The sequence below is a fragment of the Pseudomonas sp. PVC-3-1 genome, assembly GCF_057444315.1.
Genome location: NZ_CM172023.1, coordinates 4,498,759 through 4,521,046, shown reverse-complemented (window position 1 = coordinate 4,521,046; position 22,288 = coordinate 4,498,759). Strand labels below are relative to the sequence as shown.

Below are 22,288 nucleotides of genomic sequence, written 5' to 3'. Positions count from 1 at the left end.
TCGCAAATCGCGAACAGAGTGCGTACTGACCGAGTCCGTTCCGCTAGAACCCCACCAACTGACCCACCGCCTGGGCCTGCGGATCATCGCTGCGGCTCACCAGTGCGTAGTTGTAGCCACCCTGGCTCCAGTAGCGCGCCAGCAGGTCGCCATCCGTGCGCTGCCCCTGTGGCAACATCTCGTGGCGCGGTCCTGGCGGACGGATGAAAAAGGTCAATCGCCGTCCCTGACCATCCTCGTAGATCACCAGCGCCGCCGCGCCCTGTTCGGTCGCGAGTAGCCGCGCCCCGACTGTCTTCAAACCAACCTGCTCCAGCGAAGGCGGTGGCGGGGCATCTTTCAGGTAGCGGGCCAGCCAGCCGCGCAGGTCGCCGCCATCGCGCAGGTCCAGCCCGTTCTGGCTGGCATCGGCAAACAAACGGTAGGCCTGCACCGCGTCCTGCATCGGCAGCATGCCACGCAGCATCGCGTCGCCGCGCATCTGCCAGCCGCCCATGCCGCCGACACCCAGCGCCACCAGCAGCGCCGCCGCTGTAGCCAATCGCGAACGCCGCCGCTGCTGGACCTGCCGGCGAATCCGCGCCGGATCGAGCTGCTCCGGCACACCACGCGCCTGGCCGGCAAATGCCGCGCGCAGTTGCTGCGCATCCTGCCGCCAGCCTTCCACGCGGCGGGCGTCGTCCGGATGCGCGGCGAGCCAGGCTTCCACCCATTGGCGGCGCGCTGGGTCCAGCTGATCGTCGAGGTAGGCGTGCAGGTCCTGTTCCTGGGGAGTGCGGTCGGGAATGCGTTCGTTCATTTCAGTACCCGCAAAGAAGGTGTCGCCGTCTGTCCTTCGCTCAGTGCGCGCAGCGCCGTGCGGGCGCGCGACAGGCGGGACATGACGGTGCCCATGGGAATATCCAGCGCCTCGGCCACCTCGCGGTAGCTCAGGCCTTCGACGCTGACCAGAGCCAGCAACGCGCGCTGCTCGGCCGGCAGTCGTTCAAAAGCTTCCAGTGTCGAGCGTGCGCTGACGATGTCCTCCGGCGATGCGCTGACCGCGTTGTCCGCGCCGAACAGGCTGAGGATGCGCGCATAACGGCGCGCACGGCGCTGCCCGTCGATGAAGTGCCGATAGAGGATCGAGAACAGCCAGGCGCGCAGGTCACCGTCGTCGCGGCGGCCGGTCCAGGCTGACAGCGCTTTCTCCAGGGTGGCCTGCACCAGGTCGTCAGCGCTGCTGGCGCTGCGCGTCAGCGATAGCGCGAAGCGCCGCAGCCGGGGCAGCAGTTCGCGCAGTGAATGGTCGTCCAGTGAATGCATCGGGGCGCCAGGAATGGGTGGGTTCGAGCGAGAAAGACGCTCCGCGCGGCAATCTATTCCCGCCAGGCGAAAAATAATTCTTTTGCAGTGGGTGGGAATAACGCTGCGCACGGTGCGTCGTACCGGCTCAACGCATTCAGCCTAAGCCTGAGGAGCTGGAAATGACAGAAACACCCACACCCAACGTGCCCCTGCGCCTGGCGGCCATCGGCGCCGTGGTACTCGGCGTGGCCGCCGTCTTCGCCTACGTCGCCGGCTGGCTCGACCCGCAGCGGCTCACCCCGGACAAGGTCATCAATACCCTGGAGCACAACGGCGGCGTCTATCCCGGCTACCGGCGCAACCACGCCAAGGGCCTGTGCGTGATCGGCCACTTCGACAGCAACGGCGGCGTGGCCGACCTGTCTCGCGCCAGCCTGTTCTCGGTCGGCCGCGTACCGGTGGTCGGGCGACTTGCCATTCCCGGCGGCAACCCCAAGGCCAGTGACGGCGCCGCGCCGATCCGCAGCCTGGCGCTGCGCTTCCTGCCGGCAGATGGCCAGGAGTGGCGCACCGGCATGAATGCCATGCCGGTATTTGTCGTCCGCGACGTCGCCAGCTTCTTCGCCCTGCAAGAAGCCACAGCGCCGCAACCGGGCACCGGCAAACCCGACCCGGCCAAGGCCGGCGCCTTCTTCAAGGCTCACCCCGAGACCGGGCCCTTCCTGCAATGGGTGAAGTCCTCCACACCGTCCTCCAGCTACGCCAACAGCGCCTACTACGGCCTCAACGCCTTCTATCTGGTGAACAAGGACGGCAAGGAGCAGCCCGTGCGCTGGTCTGTGCAGCCCGAAGCACCGGTCGAGCCGTTGGCCGCGGACAAACGCGGCGACGCCGACTTCCTCGCCGCGGAACTGGCCCAGCGCATCGCCGCCGGCCCGCTGCGCTGGCGCCTGCAATTCACCCTGGGTGAACCTGGCGACAGTACTCGCGACGCCACCCAGGCCTGGCCCGACAGCCGTCGCAAGGTCGATGCCGGGGAACTGGTGATCGAACGCCTGCAGCCGGAAATCGGCGGTGACTGCCGCGACGTCAACTACGACCCGCTGATCCTCCCCGATGGCATCCGTGCCTCCGACGACCCGCTGCTCAGCGCGCGCTCGGCCGCCTACTCGGAATCCTTCAACCGACGCACCCGTGAGCAGGCCCAGGAGACCCACTGATGAAACCGACTTACTTCCCGCTCTCCCTGCGCGTGCTGCACTGGCTCATGGCCGTGCTGGTGCTCGCCATGCTGCTGATCGGCCTGGGGATGGTCGCCAGCGTCTCGCCGCGCCATGCTGCCCTGGTCGCCATCCACAAACCGCTGGGTGCCGCGCTGCTGGTGCTCGTGCTGCTGCGCATCGTCGTGCGCCTGACCCACCGCATCCCCGCGTTGCCCAGTGACATGCCCGGCTGGCAGCGCAGCGCCGCACACCTTTCGCATCTCGCGCTCTACGGCCTGCTGCTGGCCCAGCCGCTGGTGGGCTGGACCATGCAATCCGCCGGCGGGTACCCCGTCGTGCTCTGGGGGGGCTTCGAACTGCCCGCGCTGGTCTCGCCCTCGGTGCAGTTGCACACCGTCCTGCGCAGCGCCCACACGGTCATCGCCTACGCCTTGCTGGCGACCATCCTCCTGCACCTTGCCGCCGCGCTGTTCCACGGCCTGATTCGCCGCGACGAAGTCCTCCCCAGCATGACCGGCGCGCCAATCCCGCGCGGTTCCACCGGAGAGCGGCCATGAAGCCCTGGTTCGCCATAGCTTGCCTTTTCACCTCCTGCGCGGCCCTCGCCGCGCAGGAGGTACCAGTCGCGCAGGACTACCACTACGGCGAGAAGCTCGACATCAAGCACGTGGTGCAGGCACCCGACCTGGATTTCTGCGGGATTCGCGAGGTGGAAATGACCTATGAGGACAGCGCCGGGCAGCGGCATACGTTGCGGTATCCGGTGTGGGGACAGGGGTGTGGGAATGAGAATTGAGAGGCGCGGTGTTCGAATGTGAGCCTCATGAAGAGGCTCACGCCACGTGACGGCTCATGTATTAGGGTTTCACGAGCTTGATATTACTTGCAGACTCGACGCACACGGACTGCATGGTGCCAGTGCGGCGAGGTGATAATGGGCAAACTAATAATTGCGCGTGAACGCTTTGCTCGAAACTGATTTCTTCCTTCAAGTCTTGCGGCATGATCTCGTTTTCGGCTGGGATAACCCCTAAGACCCGTTTGCTCTTGTCCAGGTGAATTCGGATGGAGGGAGTGCCGTTATGCAAAGCGATAGTTCCCTTGACTGATTTGCATTGACCGACCACCGCTGGATTTGCTTTGCATCCAGCGGAAGCGTTGATATCAGCGTGAGCCGAAAGTGGAATGGCAAATGCGACTAAAAGCGCTAATTTGTTGTTTGATTTCTTCATGGTTGCCTTGATGTTAAGTCATTGCGGTTAATGGTTAGCGCCCATAAGTGTTCGCGTAAACTCCGGAAGCCGGCAGGTCGTTCGTTGGGTAGATGTTTTGAAGAGGTCCGATTTGAGTCTTTAGTGGGATTCCATAGAAAGCTGCCCGGGAGTAATTTTTCGGAAGTTGAAGTTTTTTTGCTCCGGAGGTTGGGTCTTCGTTATTTGCGCGCTGTGAAAACATTCTTTCGACTGCAACTTTGCATTGTGTGTATATGATCTCTTCTGCCGGCGGAACAGACGCATGTGCCGGGGCGGAAATGGGTCGTCGTCCGGGCGCCAAGACCGCGTTAATAATCGCGTGTGCGACATTGATTCGGGCCTGCTGAATGTGGACTTCAGAAAGTGAGCGTGTCTCGTTAAAGACGATATTCGTTATTTGTGCGCGATTCAGTGCCATTGTCTTCTCTTTGGTTGATTAGAACGGAAAGGTGTTCTTGAGGGAGAGTCAATGGTGCCGATGGAGGTTCTGGATTGATGTAGGCGCTATGCTTGCGAGGCAGCGCTTAGCATATGGGTTGTTGAATGAATGTTCTGTGGCCAAAGAAGGAAATGCGTAGTGGGGACGTATAAATTTCTGAAAGACCTCAACTCGTTCGAGTACTACTGCTGGCTTGATGAGTACGCTTCTTTGTGCCGATTGCCATCCTTACCTTCCGCACCGTCTCCACAAACGGCGTAACGATCAGGCTCCACAGCGACGAATACTTCGCATCGTCGTGTTCCCCGGCGCCGAACTGGATTGGTTCCGGCGTCCGCTGGGTGACGTAGAGCGTGCCGAACATCCAGTCCCATAGCGACAGGTTGATGCCGAAGTTCCGGTTGAAGTGGCGGGGCGCGTCGCTGTGGTGGATCTGGTGCTGGGCGGGGCTGTTGATCACGTGCTCGACCAGCGGCCCGAACGACAGCCACACATGGCTGTGGCGCAGGTTTGTCGCCAGCACATTGAACAGCAGGATCATGTAAGTCACGCCGAACAGCGTATAGGCGCTGATCTGCCCGCCGCAGAGGTACCAGAAGACGCCGGCGTAGGCGCCCAGCAGCACGGTCCCGGCCAGGTTCGCCGCCAGCTTCTCCACGAAGTGCACGCGGCTCGCCGTGATCGGCGTCAGCACCGCCGCCGAGTGATGCACCTTGTGGAACGCCCACAGCCAGCGCGAGTGAAAGGCACGGTGCACCCAGTAGTTCTTGAAGTCGCTGACCAGGAACACCCCCAGCCCATAGAGCAGCGACAGCCCAAGGTTCTCGCCCACCTGCGGCCGCGCGCCCCATAGGTGGGTGAAGAAGGCGATGTAGTCACCCGAGCGCAGGATGTACGGATCGACCAGTCCGACGATGGGCACCATCAAGGCCACGTTGAGAATCCCGCGCACCAGGTAATAGCGGTAATCCAGCAGTGCCGAGCGATGCAGATTCACCCGGCTGCCGCCGATGAACTGCCAGAACGACGTCGCCTGCGTCAGCCCGCGCTGCTGGCGAAAGCGGAACAGGGCGTAGGCGATGGCGTAGGAGCACAGCAGGAATACCACGCCGACGCGGCCGCTCAGGTCGAAAAGGCCGGAGAGCTGGTTGGCCACGGGCTCGAGGAAGAGGGTGGTCAGGTGGTGGTGGAGGTGAAACAGGTCAGGCATGGAGAGTTACGCGCCGTTAAGTTCTGCGGCCAGAATATTCTTGCTCTAGCAGTTGCAAAAGGGGCGCGACAGTTCGTTTAGACAGGAGGGCGAGTGGCGCTTGGGTGCACATCCTGGCGGCTCGCGCCGGTGGGCCCCGGACCTATGTGGCCAGTATTGAGGGACCAGGGGCCGAGTAAGGCGGGATTTGCGCAGCGGATGCAGGCCAAGGGGGCGGCTGCCGGGCGCTGGCGGTGTCGTGGTTGATGGGTGAGGAGCGGCGGGAGACAGGGTGGCGGAGGGCGTGATTGCCTGCGCTATGGGAGGCGGGGTGGGTTCGCGAGCAAGCTCGCTCCTACAAAGAGCGCTGTCGCAAAGGGGAGTGTGGAGTTGGGCGTTTCCCTCTCCCCAGCCCTCTCCCTGAAGGGAGAGGGGTCTTTCGGCATGAGGGGAGGGGATGCAGTCAGCCGGGGAGTGGTGTCCCCGGTTTGTCGTCACGCGGCCGGCGGCGTGCCTTCGGCATTGCCGACGACGGCGTCGATCTGGATCAGCGCGCCCTTGGGCAGCGCTGATACGCCGACAGTTCTGCGCGCCGGTGTGCCGCCGGGGAAGAAGGTCGCGTACACCTCATCGACGACGGCGATGTCGTCGATGTTCTTCAGGTACAGATTGACCTTCACCACATCGGCCAGGGCATGGTCGATGCTTTCGACGATGGCCTTGAGGTGCTTGAAGCACTGCGTGGCCTGTTCCTTCACGCCGCCTGCCACCAGTTCACCGGTCTTCACATCCAGCGGCAGCTGGGCGGAAATGTGGTTGTAGTGGGAGAAGGCGACGGTCTGGGTGGAGTACGGGCAGCGCGGTGCGGCGTCAGTGTTGCGGGCCTTGATGACGATGCCGTGGCGGTCTTCCACCGCTTGCGGCGGCGTGCCGTCACCGTGGGAGACCACGGCTTCGATCTGCACCAGGGCGTCGAGTGGCAGGGCTTTCGCCTGCACCACGGTGCGTGCGGGGAAGTAGCCGACGGCGCGGGCGATGGCGGAATCGGGGAAGAAGGTGGTGTAGACCTGGTTCACGGCTTCGACGTCGGTGAGGTTCTTCACGAAGACGGTGATCCGCACGATGTCATCGAAGGGCACGTCGATGCCTTCGAGGATGTTCTTGATGTTGCGCAGGCACTGCGCGGCCTGTTCCTTGATGCCGCCGGCGACCAGTTTGCCGCTGCGCGGGTCGATGGGCAGTTGCGCGGACAGGTTGTTGTAGTGGGAGAAGGCGACGGACTGGGTGGAGAGCGGGTTCAGCGGCGCGTTCTCGGTGCTGCCTTCGACCTTGATCAGGTCGCCGGCCTGCGGGGCGTTGGGGATGGTGCCTTCGCCGCAGGTGATGAGGGCTTCGACCTGTACCTTGGCGCCCAGCGGCAGTGCTGCCACGGCGACGCTGGTGAGGGTCGGCAGGTAGTCCGGGAAGAAGGCGGCGTGGACCTTGGCCACGGCTTCGGCGTCGCCGATGTCGGTGAGGAAGATCGAGATGCGGACGCTGTCGTCGAGCTTGTGGCCGATGCTTTCCACCACGGCCTTGAGGTTTCTGTAGCACTGCTCGGCCTGTTCCTTCGCACCGCCAGCGACCAGTTTGCCGGTGGCGGGGTCGACGGGGAGTTGCGCGGACAGGTTGTTGTAGTGGGAGAAGGCGACGGTCTGGGCATACGGGCCGATGCTCTGGGGTGCCTTGTCGGTGTTTCTCGCCAGTACTGCGTTGTAGCCACTCATAGGGTTGCTCCCTGGTTTGCTGGGAATCCGTGGGTTTCGTGGCAAAGGCTTACGTCGCTTCGCTATCGGTCGTTGCCACTGTTGGTCAGACGACGGATATCGAACTCGTCGAGAGGTGCGCAGACTATCGGGTCGAAGAGGGCGACCCCTTTGACTTAAGGCAAGGGTAGTGGGGTCTGTTTACCGGGTTGTTTCAATTGGCGATGGACGTTAGTCGGGATGGTTCGGCGGTGGGCCGTGAGCGGGAGCGGGTGCTTCCGTGGAAGCTCGGTGCCAGAGCGTTTCCCTCTCCCCAGCCCTCTCCCTTAAGGGAGAGGGAGCCGCCTGTGCCGGCTGACGTCGCAGTTTCGTCCTGCACGAACGGTCCCCTCTCCCGCTGCGGGAGAGGGTTAGGGTGAGGGGCTCTTGGCGCTCAACTCAGAAGATGTAATCGGTAGTCAGGAAGCTCGAATCGCGGTCGCGGATAATCTGGCTGATCAGCGCCTTGTTGGCGTCGGTGAAGCGTGTGGCGACCAGCGTGCGGATGGAGAAGGTACGCAGCGCATCATGGACGGAGAGAGTGCCTTCGGCGGAGTTCTTGCGGCCGTTGAAGGGGTAGCTGTCCGGGCCGCGCTGGCACTGGGCGTTGATGTTGATGCGGCCGACCTGATTGACGAAGGCGTCCACCAGCGGGCCGATCTGCTCCGGGTCGTCACCGAACAGACTGAGCTGCTGGCCGTAGTCGGACTGCAGGACGTAGTCGATCACCTCGTCCAGCTCGCGGTACGGCACTACCGGCACCAGCGGGCCGAACTGTTCCTCGTTGTACAGGCGCATGTCGGCGTGCACTGGGCTGAGCAGCGCGGGATAGAAGAAGCTCTCGCGGCTTTCGCCGCCGCCGCTGTTGATGACCTTGGCGCCCTTGGCCAGGGCGTCCTGCAGCAGGCCGTTGAGGTAATCGACCTTGCCCGGCTCGGGCAGCGGCGTCAGCGCCACGCCGGGCTCCCAGGGCATGCCGGGCTTGAGTTCGGCGAGCTTGGCGCTGAACTTGTCGAGGAAACTGTCCAGCACGTCTTCGTGGACGAAGAGGATTTTCAGCGCGGTGCAGCGCTGGCCGTTGAAGGACAGGGCGCCGGTGATGGCCTCACTGACGGCGTTGTCGAGGTCGACGCTGGGCAGGACGATGCCGGGGTTCTTGGCGTCCAGCCCGAGGGCGGCCCGCAGGCGGTGCGGGCGCGGGTGGAGCTTCTTCAGGTCGGCGGCGCCGGAATGGGTGCCGATGAAGGCGAAGACGTCGACCTTGCCGCTGGCCATGAGCGCGCTGACGGTCTCGCGGCCGCGCCCGTAGATGACGTTGATCACGCCCGGCGGGAAGCTGTCGCGGAAGGCCTCCAGCAACGGGCGGATCAGCAGCACGCCGAACTTGGCGGGCTTGAAGACCACCGTGTTGCCCATGATCAGCGCCGGGATCAGGGTGGTGAAGGTCTCATTCAGCGGGTAGTTGTAAGGGCCCATGCACAGCGCCACGCCCAGCGGCACGCGGCGGATCTGCCCCAGGGTGCCCTGTTCCAGTTCGAAGCGGCTGGAGCGACGGTCCAGTTCCTTGAGCGCCTGGATGGTGTCGACGATGTAGTCGCAGGTGCGGTCGAACTCCTTCTCCGAGTCCTTGAGGTTCTTGCCGATTTCCCACATCAGCAGCTTGACCACGGCGCTGCGCTGCTCGCGCATGCGGGCGAGGAAGCGTTCGACGTGGGCAATGCGTTCGGCCACGCGCAGGTTGGGCCATTCGCCCTGGCCGTTGTCGTAGGCGGCCACGGCGGCGTCCAGCGCGGCGAGGGCGGCGTCGGCGTCCAGCAGCGGCGTGCTGCCGAGGATCACCTGTTGGTCACCTTCGTCGGTGCTGAGGAATATCGGGCTGCGTACCGGCGCGAGCGGGCCGTCCCAGCGACGCAGTTCGCCGTTTACCAGGTAGTCGCGCTGCTCGACGGGGGCGTCGGGGCGCCAGGCTTCGGGGATGTCGGTGAGGCGGGGGAACAGATGGTCGAGCTTGTTGTTGTCGGGCATGACTCATCCCTCGGGGACGGTGGGCGACTGGTCTGTGTAGGGCGCATGACCGTTCGCGGTCATGCGCCGATGTCCTCGTGCACTGTGCTGGTGGATGACGCTCATCGTGCCATGCACGCTGCGGAATGCTCTTGAGCCTAGTCCGGCCCCGTTTCGCAGGGCGTACAACGTTCCGCGTTGTACGCCGATTGACGGTGGTTCAGGGCACTGCGAACCCACAGACAGGCAAGGTGAATCGGCGTACAACCGCGAACGGTTGTACGCCCTACGGAGGCGAGCGGGTTGGCTGTGGCGTCGGCGCGGGCTGCAGGAGTTCCTGCTGCTCGGCATAGCGGGCGCGGATGTCGAAATCGCGGGGCCAGGCGGGTTGGGCGGGGGCTTTCGGAGTTGCGGAGGAAGTCACGGGCGATACCTCGTTGCAGGAATCCGTTGGGCGGGCGGTTCGGAGCTCGCCGGGCGTTTTGGAGCGGGCCGTGATGGATATCGCTGCGCTCCACTCATCCTGCACACGAAGCTCAACGGGGCTCCCGCAGGATGGGTAGAGCGAAGCGATACCCATCGATCAGGGCATCAGACGAACAGTGACAGCAGCAGGATGAAGCCCAGGCCGACCACCGAGAGGATGGTTTCCATGGCCGTCCAGGTCTTGAAGGTCTCCATCACGCTCATGTTGAAGTACTGCTTCACCAGCCAGAAACCGGCGTCGTTGACGTGGGAAAGGATCAGCGAGCCGGCGCCGGTGGCGAGCACCAGCAGTTCGCGATTGACGCCGGGGATCAGGTCGATCACCGGCACCACGATGCCTGCGCCGGTGATGGTGGCGACGGTGGCGGAGCCGGTGGCGATGCGGATCACCGCGGCCACCAGCCAGGCCAGGAGGATCGGCGAAATCTGCGCATGCACCGCCATGTGGCCGATCACATCGCCAACGCCGCTGGCCACCAGCATCTGTTTGAAGCCGCCACCAGCACCGATGATCATCACGATGGCTGCGGTGGGCGCGAGGCTCTGGTCAAGCAGCTTGAGGATCTTCTTCGAGTCGAAGCCGCGGGCGTAGCCGAAGGTGTAGAGCGCCAGAAGCAGAGCCAGGAGCAGGGCGGTGATCGGGTGGCCGATCATGTCCAGCCAGGCGCGGACGATGTGGCCGTCTGCGAGCATGACGTCGGCGAAGGTCTTGAACAGCATCAGGAACACCGGCAGCAGCACGGTGAACAGGGTGACGCCGAAGCTGGGCAGGTTGCTGGTGTCCGGCTCGTGGGCGATCTGCGCGACCAGTTCTTCGTTGGGCTGCCCCGGGATCACCTTGGAGATCCAGGCGCCGAAGATCGGGCCGGCGATGGCGGCGGTCGGCAGGGCGACCAGCAGGCCGTAGAAGATGGTCTTGCCGATGTCCGCGCCGAACACGCCGATGGCCAGCAGCGGGCCCGGGTGCGGCGGCACCAGGCCGTGCACCGCAGAGAGCCCGGCGAGCAGCGGGATGCCGATCTTGATCAGCGACACACCGCTGCGGCGGGCGACGATGAACACCAGCGGTACCAGCAGGATGAAGCCGATCTCGAAGAACAGCGGGATGCCGACCAGAAAGGCGGCGAACATCATCGCCCAGTGCACGCGCTGCTTGCCGAAGGCCTGGATCAGCGTGCGGGCGATCTGATCGGCGCCGCCGGACTCCGCCATCATCTTGCCGAGCATGGTGCCCAGCGCAAGGATGATGCCGACGAAGCCAAGCACACTGCCGAAGCCGTCCTGGAAGGATTTGACGATGGTTGCCACGGGCATGCCGGAGGTGAGGCCGAGGAAGCCGGCGGCGATGATCAGGGCAATGAACGGGTGGATCTTGAACCGGGTGATCAGCAGGATCAGGCCGATGATGGTGACCACCGCATCCAGCAGCAGATAGGTCTCGTGGGACATGCCGAGCATGGGGCTCTCCTGTTGTTGTCGTTGTGTGCCGGAGCGGCTGTTCTCTAGGTTTAGAGAGATCGGTGAATTGAGATAGCGCTATCTTGAGCGGGCAGGCGCTATCAACGTCAGTCGCTGGAGTGCTGTCGCCACCACAGGTGCGCGGCTTCTGCCAGGTCTTCGACCGGGCGGGTAGCATCCAGGTGCAGGGTCAGGGGTTCGCTCAGCGGCGGTTCGAGGGCGGCGAACTGGCTGTCGATCAGGCTGGCCGGCATGAAGTGGCCGGGACGCGTGGCAACGCGGTTGGCGGCGGCATCGCGGGTCAGCTCCAGGAACACCACGCCCAGGCCGGGCACGGCCTGGCGCAGGCGGTCGCGGTAGATCAGCTTGAGCGCGGAACAGGTGAGCACCGGGCGCTGGCCGGCGGCGATGGCTTTCTGCAGCTCGGCGGCGAGGGTGTCGAGCCAGCCGGCGCGGTCTTCATCGGTGAGGGGGATGCCGGCGCTCATCTTCTCGATGTTGGCGGCGGGATGGAAGGAATCACCTTCGATGGCGTAGGCGCCGTTGCGCAGGCAGAGCGCCTCGCCGACGCTGGACTTGCCGCATCCGGAGACACCCATGATGAGGACGGCGTCGATGGAGGTGGTCATGCAGGGCCTCATTGCTGAGACAGCGCTATCTTTGTTGGGCGTAACGAAAAGCATCGGCTGCCTCCGTATTCTTGTCATTCTAGTCGGTCTGTCCCGGCGCTTCGGCGGATGAGTTCCACCGGCGGGCGAGGGACCGGCGGGAGCCGGTCTCAGGCAATTGCCCTGGCTGCGAGACAGCGCTACCTTAGTGCCTCGATTTTTGTTTGGCAAGCCGCCCGATGACCGCCCGGAAGAACGACAAGAAAAACGACAGAAGCTCCCGCACCACCGGCAAACCCACCCTCAACGATGTGGCGCGCAGTGCCGGCGTCAGTCCCATCACCGCCTCGCGCGCCCTGCGCGGCGTGAGTACGGTGGCTGAGGATCTGGCGGAGAAGGTCCGCCAGGCCGCCGCGGATCTGGGCTACGTGGCCAACCCTGCCGCCCGCGCGCTGGCGTCCAAGCAGAGCCACAACATCGTGGTGCTGGTGCCTTCGCTGGCGAACCAGCTGTTCATCGAAACCCTCGAAGCCATCCATGCCGTCATGCATCCGCGCGGCCTGGAAGTGCTGATCGGCAACTACCACTACTCCCGCGACGAAGAAGAGAACCTGCTGCGCAACTATCTTGCGTACCAGCCGCGCGGCCTGTTGCTGACCGGCTTCGATCGCACCGAGAGCGCCCGGCGGATGATCGAGGCGAGTGGCGTGCCGGCGGTCTACATGATGGACCTGGACCCCGGCGCGGGGCTGCATTGCGTAGGCTTCTCGCAGATTCGTGCAGGGGAGGCGGCGGCCAAACACCTGCTCAAGAGTGGGCGCAAGCGCCTGGCCTACATCGGCGCGCAGCTGGACCAACGCACTCTGCTCCGTGGCGAGGGCTATCGCCGCGCGCTGCAGCAGGCCGGCTGCTATGACCCGGCGCTGGAAATCCTCACGCCGCGCCCGTCTTCGGTCGGCCTGGGCGGTGAGCTGTTCCGCCAGTTGCTGGCCAGCCACCCGCAGGTGGAGGGCATCTTCTTCGGCAACGACGACCTGGCCCATGGCGCGCTGCTGGAAGCCATGCGCCACGGCATCCGTATTCCCGAACAGGTGGCGGTGCTCGGCTTCAACGATCTGCCCAGTTCAGAGTTCATGGTCCCGCGCCTGTCCAGCATCCGCACCCCGCGCAAGGCCATCGGCAGCCATGCGGCCGAGCGACTGCTCGACCTGATCAACGACAAGCCGGTGAGCGAACCGGTGATGGACCTGGGCTTCGAGCTGATGGTGCGCGAGAGCAGCTGAGGCCCATTCACGTCCTACGGCAATTCCGGAGCGCGGGTACCTTGTAGGAGCGAGCTTGCTCGCGAATCGCTTTGATGCCAGTGCAGCCGGGGAATCTGTTCGCGAGCAAGCTCGCTCCTACAAAAAGAGGTTCTCTGCACGAACATGTCGCGCATAAAAAAGCCCGCTGGAGCAGCGGGCATAGTGCGGAGGCAAAAAAGGTGCGCGGAGGAAAATCTTCAGTAGGAGTCGCTCATCCCATCGGTGATGGTGATGCCCTGCTTGCGCATTTCCTGGATCAATCCGGCGCGGGTGCCTGGCAGGTTGAGCAGGGCCTGGTAGCGCGTATCTTTCACTTCCTGCGCGGTGTAGGGCTTGAACTCGGCGGGCATGCTGTCGCCCGCCATGCCTTCCTTGCGCAGCAGCCAGTTGAGCAGGTCGGCCAGTTGCGCGTCGTTGAGCGCGGACTGGGACATGCCCGGTACGCGCACGAGGAATTGCCGGCCACCGTCCACCTTCAGGAAGTTACCGACGAAGCCGTGCAGGCGCGGCGTGTCGTTGGCCTTGCTGCCGCTGCCTTCGGTGAGATGGCAGCCGGCGCATTGCAGCTGGTAGTTGGTGGCCGGGGTGTAGCTTTGCTGGGAGATCGGCTTCTGCACCTCCTCGTTGCCGGGCGCCGGCCGCTGGTGCGGATCGGGGATCGCGCGGGCCTGGGCAATGGGGGCGACCAGGCTGCAGAGCAGGGCGCCGACAACGAGACTGCGCATGGGCTTTTCTCCCGACTTCAGACCGCGACGCCGCGGATGATGGTGACGGTGCAGTTGTAGATGCGCGACTCCGCGCCCAGGCACCAGTTGACGTCGTTGTTGTTGAACGGACGGTACAGCGGTTCCTCGCTCTCGTTGCGGGTACAGGCGCACTGGGAGCAGCTGTGCTTACCGCAGCAGTCGTTGTAGGAAATGATGTAGTCCTTGCCATCCGCCGGGTTGCGGCAGGTGCCGATCCAGGTCACTTGCGAGGCATCGGTGCCGGGCGGGCAGGAAGTGGTGGTACCGCCACAGCAGGAGCAGAGGAAGCCGTCGATGGAGCAGTAGCGCCAGTAGTCGCAGCTGTTCGGGTCGCCCGGATCGCCGGCCTTCGGCGCCTCGGCGGCCAGCGCCTTGGAGGTGCGATCGATCGGCAGGATGATCGGCAGCGCAGCGCCGGCCACCAGCAGCGAACCGAAGCGGCCCAGCAGCTTGCGCCGCGAAGTGACGTTGGCCACCTGGCGGGAGGAGCGCTCGAACAGGTTGTCGAGGAATTTCATTCTTGTTCTCTCCGTGATCAGTGGCTGTGGCCGTGGCTGGCGTCGTGGGTGTGCACGCCGTTGTGGCTGTGGCCATTCATGTACTGCTGCAGGGTGGCGCTGCCCAGGTGCTCGACCTCGAACAGGCTGTCCAGGTGTTCGCGGGAGTTCACCAGGCCCTTGGCTCGCAGCACGCCCTTGCTGTCGATCAGCGCGGCGTAGGGCAGCTTGCCGATCTGGTAGGTCATGCCGACTTCCGGGCCGACCACGTAGGCGGCTTTCTCCAGGCCATGCTCGGCGATCAGCGCCTGCTGGGCGGCCATGTCGCCGTCGCTGACGTAGATCACCTCCAGCTCGCCGGCCTTGTCCTTGGCGATGGATTTGATCGCCGGCAGCAGTGATTTGCAGATCGGGCAGGTCGGCGAAAGGAAGAACAGCAGCTGGCCGCGCTCGCCTTCATAGCCGAAGTTGACCGGACGACCGTGGCGGTCGGCGGCGGTGACTTTAGGCGCGGGCTCGTTGACGGCCACGCCCTTGTCGACCATCAGCGCGCCGGCCGGAGCGATGCGGCCGTGCAGGACGCCGATCTGGCGCACCAGCGCCATCACGGTGAAGGCGAGGGCGATGAGCAGCACCCAGAGAAGAATGTTGGAAACGATCAGGCCTTCCATTTGTTCACCTTCCGATGAGTTTGAGCAGACGGGGATGGTTCGCCAGCAGGCTGTCTGCCGCGGCGTACAGGAGCAGGGTGACGGCGCTGGCCGCGAGGATCACGAAGGCGTCGAACACGCCCAGCTCGCGAGCCTGCGGGCTGCTTGCGGCGAGCAGGCCGAGACCGGCGATGATCGCGTTGCGCAGCAGCAGCACCGGGCGCAGCGGTTGCATCTGGCCGGGGCCGGAGCAGCCGCAGTCGATGTCGCGACGACCGCGCCAGAGGTTGATGCCGATGGCGCCGGCATAGAACAGGATCAGCGCCGTGGCGGCCAAGGCCGCGACGTGACGGCTTGCCGGCACCAGCAGGGCGAAGGCGATAACGCCCTCCACCACTGGCAGCACGCGGGCCACCGGGCCGACCAGCGAGGCTGGCAGCAGGCCGTAGTCTTCGACCTGGCGGGCGAAGCGCATCGGCGCGCGCAGCTTGTGGCTGGCGGCGCTGGCGAGCAGCACCGCAACGGCCACCGCACTGGCGATGATCAGGATCGGATCGGAAAACATTTCCGTACCTCTCGGTTGGCTTTCTTGAAAGGCTTAGTGGCTCAGGACCAGGATCGGGGTCTTGGCGATCTTGTCCATGGCGCCGTTGTACTTGCCGGTCTTCAGGTCGAAGATCTGCAGGCCGCCTTCGATGTCGGTGCCCAGCAGCAGCGGCTTGTCGTCGGTGGTGGCGTGCAGGCTCCATACCGGCTTGGGCGCTTCCAGGGTGCCGATCTTCTTCTGCGTCTTCAGGTCGTAGACCCAGATGAACGGGCTCGGGTCTTCCCATTTGCCGGCGCTGTGCTCTTCATGCATCAGCACGTACATGCGGTTCAGCTTGGGCGCTACCGCCATCAACTGCCAGCCGCCAGTGCCCCAGCCTTTCTTGCGCTCTTCGTCGGTGGTCAGCGACCAGCTCGGCAGCATCTTCGGCTTGTCGCCGGAAACGTCCACCGGCTTGACCATGCCGTCTGTGGTCACGAAGAAGTAGGTTTCGCCCACGGCCAGGCCGCGTTCGTTGAGCTTCTCCTTGTTCGGGTCGAAGAACGGCGTCTGGCTGCGGCCGGTTTCCTTGCCGTCGTCGCCGATCTTGGTGATCTGCAACTGGCCGTCGCCGCACAGCGAGGCGAAGGCACGCTTGCCCACCGGGTAGTTGAGCACGCAGCCGCTGATGGCGATTTCGCTGGCGACCTTTTTCTCTTGCGTGTCGACCACGGTGACCGAGGTGGACGGGGTGAAGTTGTAGATGTAGACGAAGCGGTCGTCGGAGCTGGTGCCCAGGGCGTACTTCTGGGTCAGGATCGAGGCGCGCTTGGCCGGGATTTCCACTTCCCACTTCGGACGCAGGTTCGAGGTGTCCCAGGCGGTCAGCACATCGGTGCGCACACCGCGGGTACCACGGGAGTAGAAGGTATCGGCGGAGTACAGAGTCTTGGCGTCATGGCTCAGGGTGGACGGAGCGACGAAGCCGGTGCTGACCATGCCAAGCATCTTCTTCTGCTCGGGGTCGACCACGGTGACGCGGCCGGCGATAAAGTTCTCGAACTCCACGTCGACGATGTACGCACGGTGAGGCGAGGGCGGGAACGGCAAGACGGTCTCACCGATGCTCTCGGTCGGCAGCTCGGCTTGGGCTGCGCCCATCGCGAGGCAAGTTGCCAGCGCGAGGACCGATGGAGCGAGGAACCTGGCGACGCTCATTGGCGGGTACTCCCTTTTTCTTGTTGGCGGGCTATCTGTTGTTATCAGGCCGACCGCCAGGGGCGGACAGCGGACGGAACATTGAGGAGAGTCTGCCTGCGTCGGTGCGCGCCGGACTTGTTGTCCGTGCCATTTCCTTGTCTGGGGGTGACAGGGTGACGCAGGGAGAAAGTGCAGACCGCCGTTGCGTTTTGAGGCTGGAATTCCGCCGAACGGCACAGACATGGATCAAGGCTTTCGTCAGTTTTGGTGCGAAAAAGCTGCATCGTGCCCCGAAAATCCGCACAATGCACATTTGAGCTATCTTGAAACGCCGTTACACCCACCGGAAGTGTGCATTGTGAACAGTTCACAATGTTCGACATGCTCAAAATTTCCGCGTCGTTCCTGATTGGCTTTTCCGGCCCGCTATTTGCGTTGGCCGGGAGTCCTCAACCAATCCTCGCGGAGATCCCCCCCTCGATGAGTTCCCCCAGTGAGTTCCCCCTGAGCGCGACGCCCAGGGAAGGGCGCAAAGGCCTGCTGCCCATCGCCATGGTCCTGTTCAGCTTCACCTTCTTCACCGGCACCATGTTCGCCGGCGGCAAGATCGGCATGGCCTTCGACTTCGTCGACATGCTCTGGGTCGCCTTCATCGGCAACGTGCTGCTGGCCATCTACGCCGCCGCCCTGGGCCTGATCGCCTCGCGCAGCGGCCTGAATACCGTGCTGATGGGGCGCTTCTGCTTCGGCGAGCGCGGCAGCAAGCTGTCCGACTTCCTCCTCGGCTTCGCCGAACTGGGCTGGTATGCCTGGGGTACCGCCACTGTGGCCATCGTGCTGGTCAAGATGCTCAGCCTGCCCGAGTGGCTGAACATCCCGCTGATGGTGGTGTTCGGCCTGCTGTTCTCGATCACCGCGATCATCGGCTTCAAGGGCCTGGACATCATGTCTCGCGTCTCGGTGCCGCTGATGTTCATCCTGCTGGTGGCATCGATGGTCATCGCCACCAACCATGCTGGCGGCTGGAGCGGCCTGCTGGCGAAGGAACCGAGCCAGACCCTGACTTTCTCCGCCGCCGTCACCATGGTCTTCGGCACCTTCGCCAGCGGCGCGACCCAGGCCACCAACTGGACCCGTATGGCCCGCAGCGGGCGCATCGCGGTGATCGCCAGCGTGGTTGCCTTCCTCGTCGGCAACGGCCTGATGATCGTCGCCGGCGCCTGGTGCGCGATCGTCTACCAGAACGCCGACATCGTCGAAGTGATGGTGCTGCAGGGCCTGTCCTTCGCCGCGGTGATCATGCTCTGCCTGAACCTGTGGACCATCCAGGGCCCGACCATCTACAACGTCTCCGCCGCCGCCTGCCACCTGGTGCGCAGCGAGCGTCGCCGCACCATGACCCTGCTGGCCGCCGGCGTCGGCATCATCCTCGCCATCGGTGGCATGTACGAATGGCTGATCCCGTTCCTGGTGCTGCTGGGTTCGATCATCCCGCCGCTGGGGGGCGTGATCATGGCCGACTACTGGTACCGCAACCGCGGCGAATACCCGGCGCTGGTGGGCACCCACATCCCGGCGTTCAACGTCTCGGGCCTCGCGTCCTACGCGGTCGGTGCGGGCCTGGCCTATGCCTCGCCGTGGATCGCGCCGCTGGTGGGCATCGCCGCGTCGGCCATCTGCTACATCGTCCTTACCGAAGTCACCCGCGCCCGCGCGCCGGTGACCGAGCCGCGCGCTTGAGCCTGAGCGTCGAGGAAATCCTCCGTCTGCCGGGGCTGGAAAGCCTTGCGCTGCGGGCCGGCGCGCGCAATCTGCATCGCAGCGTGCGCTGGTCCTACGTGGCGGAGAACGTCGGCATTGCCGACTGGGTGATGGGTGGCGAGCTGGTGTTCGTCACCGGCATCAACCACACCCGTGACGAGGCCAACCTGCTGCAGCTGGTGCGCGAAGGCGTTGCCAGCGGCATCGCCGGTATCGTCATCCTGACGGGCGACGAGTTCATTCGGCGGATTCCCGAGTCCGTGGTTCATCTGGCCGAAGTGGAGGGCCTGCCGCTGATCGAGCAGCCCTACGCGCTGAAGATGGTCATCGTCACCCACCTGATCGGCACGGCGCTGGTGCAGATGACCCAGGTGAAGACCTCGCGTCGCGACATCCTTGGCCAATTGCTGAGCGGCGACTTCCCCAGCCTCGATATCGTCCGTCGCCGTGCGCAACACCTGGAATTGCCGCTGGAAGTCCCACGCCGTCTGGTGGCGCTGCGGGTGGCTGGCGTTGACACCTTGTTCCAGCAACACCAACCCGAGGAGGCCGAGCGGGCGCTGCAGCTGACTCGCCAGCGGTTGCTCGACCATCTGGAAAGCTGGCAGCAGGAACGCCGCGAGCGCTTGCCGGTGGTGATCCAGGGCGACCTGTTCGTGTTGTTGCTGGCTGATGCCGAGCGAGCCGAGCTGCACGCCCTGGCTTCGGAGCTGCAACTGGAACTGGCACCGCTGCGTGCTTATCTCGGGCTCTCGGCTCGCGCCGACAGTTGCGCGGAATATCCCCGCGCATTGCTCGAAGCCCGCCAGGCGCTGGATGTCGCCGAAGGCATGCAGGCGCCCGGTGGCTTCTGCGACTACCGTGAGCTGGGCGTGCTGCGCCTGCTGCGGGCGATCCCCGATCGCGCGGTGGTCGAGCAGTTCATGAAGGACACTCTCGGCCCGCTCAACGAAGCGGGTCGAAAACAGCCGCACCTGCTGATCGAGACGCTCGATGCGCTCGTCCAGGAGAACGGCAATGCGCTCAAGGCCGCACAGCGCCTGGGCATCCACCGCAACACCCTGAACCAGCGGATCGCGCGTATCGAGGCCCTGAGCGGCCAGTCCCTGGACGACGCGCAATTCCGCCTGAATACCTCCGTGGCGCTGCTCATCTGGCGCATGTCCAGCGCGCCGCGCCACGAATAGCCTGAAGAGGACCTTTGATCCCATGAAAATCATCAACGCCTCCCTGCGCAAGCAGACCGGCCTGTTCACCATCCGCTGCGAAGGCGACGTCATTGCCGAAGTCGTGCAGCAAACCGGCACCCTGGCCGCCAGCGGCGACGACATCGATGCCCGTGGCAACCTGGCGATCGCCCCGCTGGTGGAGCCGCACATCCACCTCGACGCGACCCTGACCGCCGGCGAGCCGGAATGGAACATGAGCGGCACGCTGTTCGAGGGCATCGAGCGCTGGGCCCAGCGCAAGGAAACCATCACCCACGAGGACACCAAGTCCCGCGCCCACACCACCATCCGCATGCTGGCCGCCCATGGCATCCAGCATGTGCGCACCCACGTCGATGTGACCGATCCGACCCTGGCCGCGCTCAAGGCCATGGTGGAAGTCCGTGAAGAGGCGCGCCACCTGGTGGATCTGCAGATCGTTGCATTCCCGCAGGAGGGCATCGAGTCCTACGAGGGCGGCCGCGAGCTGATGGAGGAGGCGATCCGCCTGGGCGCTGACGTCGTTGGTGGCATCCCGCACTTCGAGAACACCCGCGAGCAGGGCGTCAGCTCGATCAAGTTCCTCATGGACCTGGCCGAGCGCACCGGCTGCCTGGTGGACGTGCACTGCGACGAGACCGACGACCCGAACTCGCGCTTCCTCGAAGTGCTCGCCGAGGAAGCCCGCGTGCGCGGCATGGGCGGCCGCGTCACTGCCAGTCACACCACGGCCATGGGCTCCTACGACAACGCCTACTGCTCCAAGCTGTTCCGCCTGCTCAAGCGTTCGGGCATCAACTTCGTCTCCTGCCCGACCGAGAGCATCCACCTGCAGGGCCGCTTCGACACCTTCCCGAAACGCCGTGGTGTGACCCGCGTGGCCGAGATCGACCGCGCCGGTATGAACGTCTGCTTCGGCCAGGATTCGATCAAGGACCCGTGGTACCCGCTGGGCAACGGCAACATCCTGCGCGTGCTGGACGCCGGCCTGCATATCTGCCACATGATGGGCTTCGATGACCTGCAGCGTGCGCTGGACCTAGTCACCGACAACAGCGCCCGCGCGCTGAACCTGGGCGCGCGCTACGGCATCGCCGCCGGCCGTCCGGCGAACCTGCTGGTACTGGGCGTGGACAGCGATTACGAAGCGGTACGCCAGCAGACCAAGGCGCTGTACTCGATCCGCAATGGCCGCGTGCTGATGAAGCGCGAGCCGGAGAAGGTGGAGCTGGTCGAGAGCTGATCGGCTTCCTGTAGGAGCGAGCTTGCTCGCGAACAGCCGCGTTGCGGGGTCAGGGTTCGCGAGCAAGCTCGCTCCTACCAGATCAAGAACCCGTGACCCGCGAGAAATGCAGGACGCATAACCCCGAAGGCGTTATGCGCCGCATACGCGCGGGGCCTGCTCAGGGCACCATCGCCATGCCCACGCCGAAGCGGTTCCAGGCATTGATGGTGGCGATGGCCAGGGTCAGGTTGGCGATCTCCGCGTCGCTGAAGTGCTCGCGCAGGGCGTCGAACTGATCCTGCGGGGCGTGCTTCTCCGGCAGGCGGGTAAGGCTTTCCACCCAGGCCAGCGCGGCGCGTTCGCGCTCGGTGAAGAAGCGGGTTTCCTCCCAGACGCTCAGGGTCTGCAGGCGTGCCTCGGTTTCGCCGGCCTTGCGGGCGTCGTTGGCGTGCATGTTCACGCAGTAGGCGCAGCCGTTGATCTGCGAGGCGCGCAGGCGGATCAGTTCCAGCAGCGAGGTCTCCAGGCCGGACTTGGCCAGGGCCTGTTCCAGGCCGAGCATGGCCTTGTAGGCGTCGGGGGCGGCTTTGGCCCATTCGATACGTGCGCTCATGGTGTCCTCCAGTGGGGCCCGCGGTAGTGCGGGGAATGGAGCTAAGGTAACGCCGGCGCTGCAACGTTCGAATAGCCAATTCCCGACAATACCGGCAGACCAATGGAGCCAATTCCGGCACTGTGTCCGGTGTCAGTCCCAGCCGCCCGGGCAGCCCTTGCAGCCCGCCATGTTGCTGCCCTGGAAGTTGCCGAAGCGCTGCCGACTACCGCGCAGATCGGCGTCTTCCAGATTGGCCTCGGCCAGCTTCACTTCCTGCAGGTTGGCGTCGCGCAGGTCGGCGCCCTTGAGGTCGGCGCGGGACAGCCAGGTCATTTCCAGATCGGCCGCACGCAAATTGGCCTTGTGCAGCTTGCCGCCGCTCAGGCGGGCGAATTCCAGGTAGGCGGCGGTCAGGTCCGCGCCTTGCCACTGCGCGCCCTGGGCGAAGAGGCCCCAGGCCTGGATGGCGACCAACTTGGCCCCACTCAGATCAGCGCCACGCAGATTGGCCTGTTGCAGGCTGGCGCGGGTCAGGTCGGCGCCGTTCAGGTGCGCCTGTTGCAGATTGGCCAGGTCCAGTGTGGCGTGGCGCAGGTCGGCTCCGGCGAGGTTGGCGCCGGACAGGTTCATCCGCGTCAGGTCCTGGTTGCGCAGGTCGGCGCCGCGCAGGTCGGCATTCGGGCATTGGCCGTCCGGCTCGATGCGGCAGCCGGCGATGACGGTGGGCGCATCGTCGTCCGCCTCCAGCGCAGGCTGGCTGGTGGCGAAGGCGAGGGCGGAGAGGGGGAAGAGCAGGCAGGCGAGCAGGCGCATGGCGATCTCCTGGAAAAGTGAAAAGGCCCGCG

General features: G+C 64.8%; 22 protein-coding genes. 7 read left to right on the top strand and 15 right to left on the bottom strand.

Features of this window, described 5'->3' with window-relative positions:
- Nucleotides 1-43: 43 nt before the first annotated feature.
- Complete coding sequence (locus tag AC2T4A_RS20905; protein WP_478377943.1) at nucleotides 44-799, bottom strand: anti-sigma factor family protein; 756 nt, start codon at nucleotides 797-799, stop codon at nucleotides 44-46.
- Nucleotides 796-1,305, bottom strand: coding sequence for a sigma-70 family RNA polymerase sigma factor (locus tag AC2T4A_RS20900; protein WP_478377942.1), 510 nt, complete (start codon nucleotides 1,303-1,305; stop codon nucleotides 796-798). Before AC2T4A_RS20900 ends, AC2T4A_RS20905 begins: the two co-directional genes overlap by 4 nt.
- Before the next feature lie 161 nt (nucleotides 1,306-1,466).
- Between AC2T4A_RS20900 and AC2T4A_RS20895 the strand changes: the two genes are divergently transcribed.
- The 3 genes from AC2T4A_RS20895 to AC2T4A_RS20885 are packed head-to-tail and all read left to right on the top strand — an operon-like array spanning nucleotide 1,467 to nucleotide 3,306.
- A complete protein-coding gene (locus AC2T4A_RS20895) occupies nucleotides 1,467-2,507 on the top strand; it encodes a catalase family peroxidase (protein ID WP_478377941.1) in 1,041 nt (346 codons plus the stop codon).
- Nucleotides 2,507-3,067 carry a cytochrome b gene (locus tag AC2T4A_RS20890; protein ID WP_416751765.1) on the top strand — a complete coding sequence of 187 codons (561 nt, stop codon included), beginning with the start codon at nucleotides 2,507-2,509 and terminating at the stop codon, nucleotides 3,065-3,067. The genes AC2T4A_RS20895 and AC2T4A_RS20890 overlap by 1 nt, the downstream gene beginning before the upstream one ends.
- Nucleotides 3,064-3,306, top strand: coding sequence for a DUF2790 domain-containing protein (locus tag AC2T4A_RS20885; protein WP_478377940.1), 243 nt, complete (start codon nucleotides 3,064-3,066; stop codon nucleotides 3,304-3,306). The genes AC2T4A_RS20890 and AC2T4A_RS20885 overlap by 4 nt, the downstream gene beginning before the upstream one ends.
- Nucleotides 3,307-3,367: 61 nt before the next feature.
- Here the strand turns inward: AC2T4A_RS20885 and AC2T4A_RS20880 are convergent, their stop codons facing one another.
- The 6 genes from AC2T4A_RS20880 to AC2T4A_RS20855 all read right to left on the bottom strand — a co-directional run bounded on the left by AC2T4A_RS20880 (nucleotide 3,368) and on the right by AC2T4A_RS20855 (nucleotide 11,752).
- Entirely contained in the window at nucleotides 3,368-3,742 is a 375-nt protein-coding gene (locus AC2T4A_RS20880; RefSeq protein ID WP_478377939.1) for a hypothetical protein, read from the bottom strand.
- Nucleotides 3,743-4,368: 626 nt separating this feature from the next.
- Nucleotides 4,369-5,412 (bottom strand): sterol desaturase family protein, encoded by a 1,044-nt coding sequence (locus tag AC2T4A_RS20875; protein WP_478377938.1) that lies wholly within the window; start codon nucleotides 5,410-5,412, stop codon nucleotides 4,369-4,371.
- 473 nt (nucleotides 5,413-5,885) lie between these two features.
- Entirely contained in the window at nucleotides 5,886-7,157 is a 1,272-nt protein-coding gene (locus tag AC2T4A_RS20870; protein WP_478377937.1) for a Rid family hydrolase, read from the bottom strand.
- A 417-nt stretch (nucleotides 7,158-7,574) separates the two neighbouring features.
- A complete protein-coding gene (locus AC2T4A_RS20865; protein ID WP_478377936.1) occupies nucleotides 7,575-9,200 on the bottom strand; it encodes an NADP-dependent glyceraldehyde-3-phosphate dehydrogenase in 1,626 nt (541 codons plus the stop codon).
- Nucleotides 9,201-9,770: 570 nt separating this feature from the next.
- The gene (locus tag AC2T4A_RS20860; protein WP_416751777.1) at nucleotides 9,771-11,123 is read right to left on the bottom strand and encodes a GntP family permease; all 1,353 of its coding nucleotides are present in this window, start codon (nucleotides 11,121-11,123) and stop codon (nucleotides 9,771-9,773) included.
- Nucleotides 11,124-11,230: 107 nt separating this feature from the next.
- Entirely contained in the window at nucleotides 11,231-11,752 is a 522-nt protein-coding gene (locus AC2T4A_RS20855) for a gluconokinase (protein WP_416751779.1), read from the bottom strand.
- A gap of 218 nt (nucleotides 11,753-11,970) precedes the next feature.
- On the opposite strand from AC2T4A_RS20855, the gene gntR reads away from it, so the two are divergent.
- Nucleotides 11,971-13,014 carry an HTH-type transcriptional regulator GntR gene (gene gntR / locus AC2T4A_RS20850; protein ID WP_416751781.1) on the top strand — a complete coding sequence of 348 codons (1,044 nt, stop codon included), beginning with the start codon at nucleotides 11,971-11,973 and terminating at the stop codon, nucleotides 13,012-13,014.
- 218 nt (nucleotides 13,015-13,232) lie between these two features.
- Here gntR and AC2T4A_RS20845 read toward each other — a convergent pair whose 3' ends face one another.
- Genes AC2T4A_RS20845 through AC2T4A_RS20825 form a run of 5 tightly spaced genes read right to left on the bottom strand, consistent with a single transcriptional unit; the run spans nucleotide 13,233 to nucleotide 16,615 of the window.
- Entirely contained in the window at nucleotides 13,233-13,760 is a 528-nt protein-coding gene (locus AC2T4A_RS20845; RefSeq protein WP_478377934.1) for a c-type cytochrome, read from the bottom strand.
- Between the two features lie 17 nt (nucleotides 13,761-13,777).
- Nucleotides 13,778-14,299, bottom strand: a complete 522-nt coding sequence (locus tag AC2T4A_RS20840; RefSeq protein ID WP_017518360.1) for a methylamine dehydrogenase light chain — start codon at nucleotides 14,297-14,299, stop codon at nucleotides 13,778-13,780.
- 17 nt (nucleotides 14,300-14,316) lie between these two features.
- Entirely contained in the window at nucleotides 14,317-14,949 is a 633-nt protein-coding gene (mauD, locus tag AC2T4A_RS20835; RefSeq protein ID WP_054910258.1) for a methylamine dehydrogenase accessory protein MauD, read from the bottom strand.
- Nucleotides 14,950-14,953: 4 nt separating this feature from the next.
- Nucleotides 14,954-15,493 carry a MauE/DoxX family redox-associated membrane protein gene (locus tag AC2T4A_RS20830; protein WP_088421441.1) on the bottom strand — a complete coding sequence of 180 codons (540 nt, stop codon included), beginning with the start codon at nucleotides 15,491-15,493 and terminating at the stop codon, nucleotides 14,954-14,956.
- A 33-nt stretch (nucleotides 15,494-15,526) separates the two neighbouring features.
- Nucleotides 15,527-16,615 carry an amine dehydrogenase large subunit gene (locus AC2T4A_RS20825; protein WP_416751897.1) on the bottom strand — a complete coding sequence of 363 codons (1,089 nt, stop codon included), beginning with the start codon at nucleotides 16,613-16,615 and terminating at the stop codon, nucleotides 15,527-15,529.
- A gap of 519 nt (nucleotides 16,616-17,134) precedes the next feature.
- On the opposite strand from AC2T4A_RS20825, the gene codB reads away from it, so the two are divergent.
- From codB to codA, 3 genes are read left to right on the top strand one after another with little or no spacing between them, the layout of a single operon-like run.
- Nucleotides 17,135-18,394: a cytosine permease gene (codB, locus tag AC2T4A_RS20820; RefSeq protein WP_478377933.1), complete on the top strand. Its 1,260-nt coding sequence runs from the start codon at nucleotides 17,135-17,137 to the stop codon at nucleotides 18,392-18,394.
- Nucleotides 18,391-19,602, top strand: a complete 1,212-nt coding sequence (locus AC2T4A_RS20815; protein WP_486741675.1) for a PucR family transcriptional regulator — start codon at nucleotides 18,391-18,393, stop codon at nucleotides 19,600-19,602. Before codB ends, AC2T4A_RS20815 begins: the two co-directional genes overlap by 4 nt.
- A 22-nt stretch (nucleotides 19,603-19,624) precedes the next feature.
- Complete coding sequence (gene codA / locus AC2T4A_RS20810) at nucleotides 19,625-20,866, top strand: cytosine deaminase (protein ID WP_478377931.1); 1,242 nt, start codon at nucleotides 19,625-19,627, stop codon at nucleotides 20,864-20,866.
- Nucleotides 20,867-21,026: 160 nt separating this feature from the next.
- Here codA and AC2T4A_RS20805 read toward each other — a convergent pair whose 3' ends face one another.
- Nucleotides 21,027-21,461: a carboxymuconolactone decarboxylase family protein gene (locus tag AC2T4A_RS20805; RefSeq protein ID WP_401086877.1), complete on the bottom strand. Its 435-nt coding sequence runs from the start codon at nucleotides 21,459-21,461 to the stop codon at nucleotides 21,027-21,029.
- 132 nt (nucleotides 21,462-21,593) lie between these two features.
- A complete protein-coding gene (locus tag AC2T4A_RS20800) occupies nucleotides 21,594-22,256 on the bottom strand; it encodes a pentapeptide repeat-containing protein (RefSeq protein ID WP_486741674.1) in 663 nt (220 codons plus the stop codon).
- Between the last annotated feature and the right edge of the window lie 32 nt (nucleotides 22,257-22,288).

Coding starts and splice junctions, on each gene's coding strand:
- AC2T4A_RS20855 (WP_416751779.1), bottom strand. CDS start 11,752: ATGACCACCTCCATCGACGCCGTCCTCATCATGGGTGTCTCCGGATGC.
- AC2T4A_RS20900 (WP_478377942.1), bottom strand. CDS start 1,305: ATGCATTCACTGGACGACCATTCACTGCGCGAACTGCTGCCCCGGCTG.
- AC2T4A_RS20800 (WP_486741674.1), bottom strand. CDS start 22,256: ATGCGCCTGCTCGCCTGCCTGCTCTTCCCCCTCTCCGCCCTCGCCTTC.
- AC2T4A_RS20825 (WP_416751897.1), bottom strand. CDS start 16,615: ATGGGCGCAGCCCAAGCCGAGCTGCCGACCGAGAGCATCGGTGAGACC.
- AC2T4A_RS20890 (WP_416751765.1), top strand. CDS start 2,507: ATGAAACCGACTTACTTCCCGCTCTCCCTGCGCGTGCTGCACTGGCTC.
- AC2T4A_RS20885 (WP_478377940.1), top strand. CDS start 3,064: ATGAAGCCCTGGTTCGCCATAGCTTGCCTTTTCACCTCCTGCGCGGCC.
- AC2T4A_RS20895 (WP_478377941.1), top strand. CDS start 1,467: ATGACAGAAACACCCACACCCAACGTGCCCCTGCGCCTGGCGGCCATC.
- AC2T4A_RS20870 (WP_478377937.1), bottom strand. CDS start 7,157: ATGAGTGGCTACAACGCAGTACTGGCGAGAAACACCGACAAGGCACCC.
- AC2T4A_RS20845 (WP_478377934.1), bottom strand. CDS start 13,760: ATGCGCAGTCTCGTTGTCGGCGCCCTGCTCTGCAGCCTGGTCGCCCCC.
- AC2T4A_RS20860 (WP_416751777.1), bottom strand. CDS start 11,123: ATGCTCGGCATGTCCCACGAGACCTATCTGCTGCTGGATGCGGTGGTC.
- AC2T4A_RS20830 (WP_088421441.1), bottom strand. CDS start 15,493: ATGTTTTCCGATCCGATCCTGATCATCGCCAGTGCGGTGGCCGTTGCG.
- mauD (WP_054910258.1), bottom strand. CDS start 14,949: ATGGAAGGCCTGATCGTTTCCAACATTCTTCTCTGGGTGCTGCTCATC.
- AC2T4A_RS20880 (WP_478377939.1), bottom strand. CDS start 3,742: ATGAAGAAATCAAACAACAAATTAGCGCTTTTAGTCGCATTTGCCATT.
- AC2T4A_RS20905 (WP_478377943.1), bottom strand. CDS start 799: ATGAACGAACGCATTCCCGACCGCACTCCCCAGGAACAGGACCTGCAC.
- codB (WP_478377933.1), top strand. CDS start 17,135: ATGAGTTCCCCCAGTGAGTTCCCCCTGAGCGCGACGCCCAGGGAAGGG.
- gntR (WP_416751781.1), top strand. CDS start 11,971: ATGACCGCCCGGAAGAACGACAAGAAAAACGACAGAAGCTCCCGCACC.
- AC2T4A_RS20865 (WP_478377936.1), bottom strand. CDS start 9,200: ATGCCCGACAACAACAAGCTCGACCATCTGTTCCCCCGCCTCACCGAC.
- codA (WP_478377931.1), top strand. CDS start 19,625: ATGAAAATCATCAACGCCTCCCTGCGCAAGCAGACCGGCCTGTTCACC.
- AC2T4A_RS20875 (WP_478377938.1), bottom strand. CDS start 5,412: ATGCCTGACCTGTTTCACCTCCACCACCACCTGACCACCCTCTTCCTC.
- AC2T4A_RS20805 (WP_401086877.1), bottom strand. CDS start 21,461: ATGAGCGCACGTATCGAATGGGCCAAAGCCGCCCCCGACGCCTACAAG.
- AC2T4A_RS20840 (WP_017518360.1), bottom strand. CDS start 14,299: ATGAAATTCCTCGACAACCTGTTCGAGCGCTCCTCCCGCCAGGTGGCC.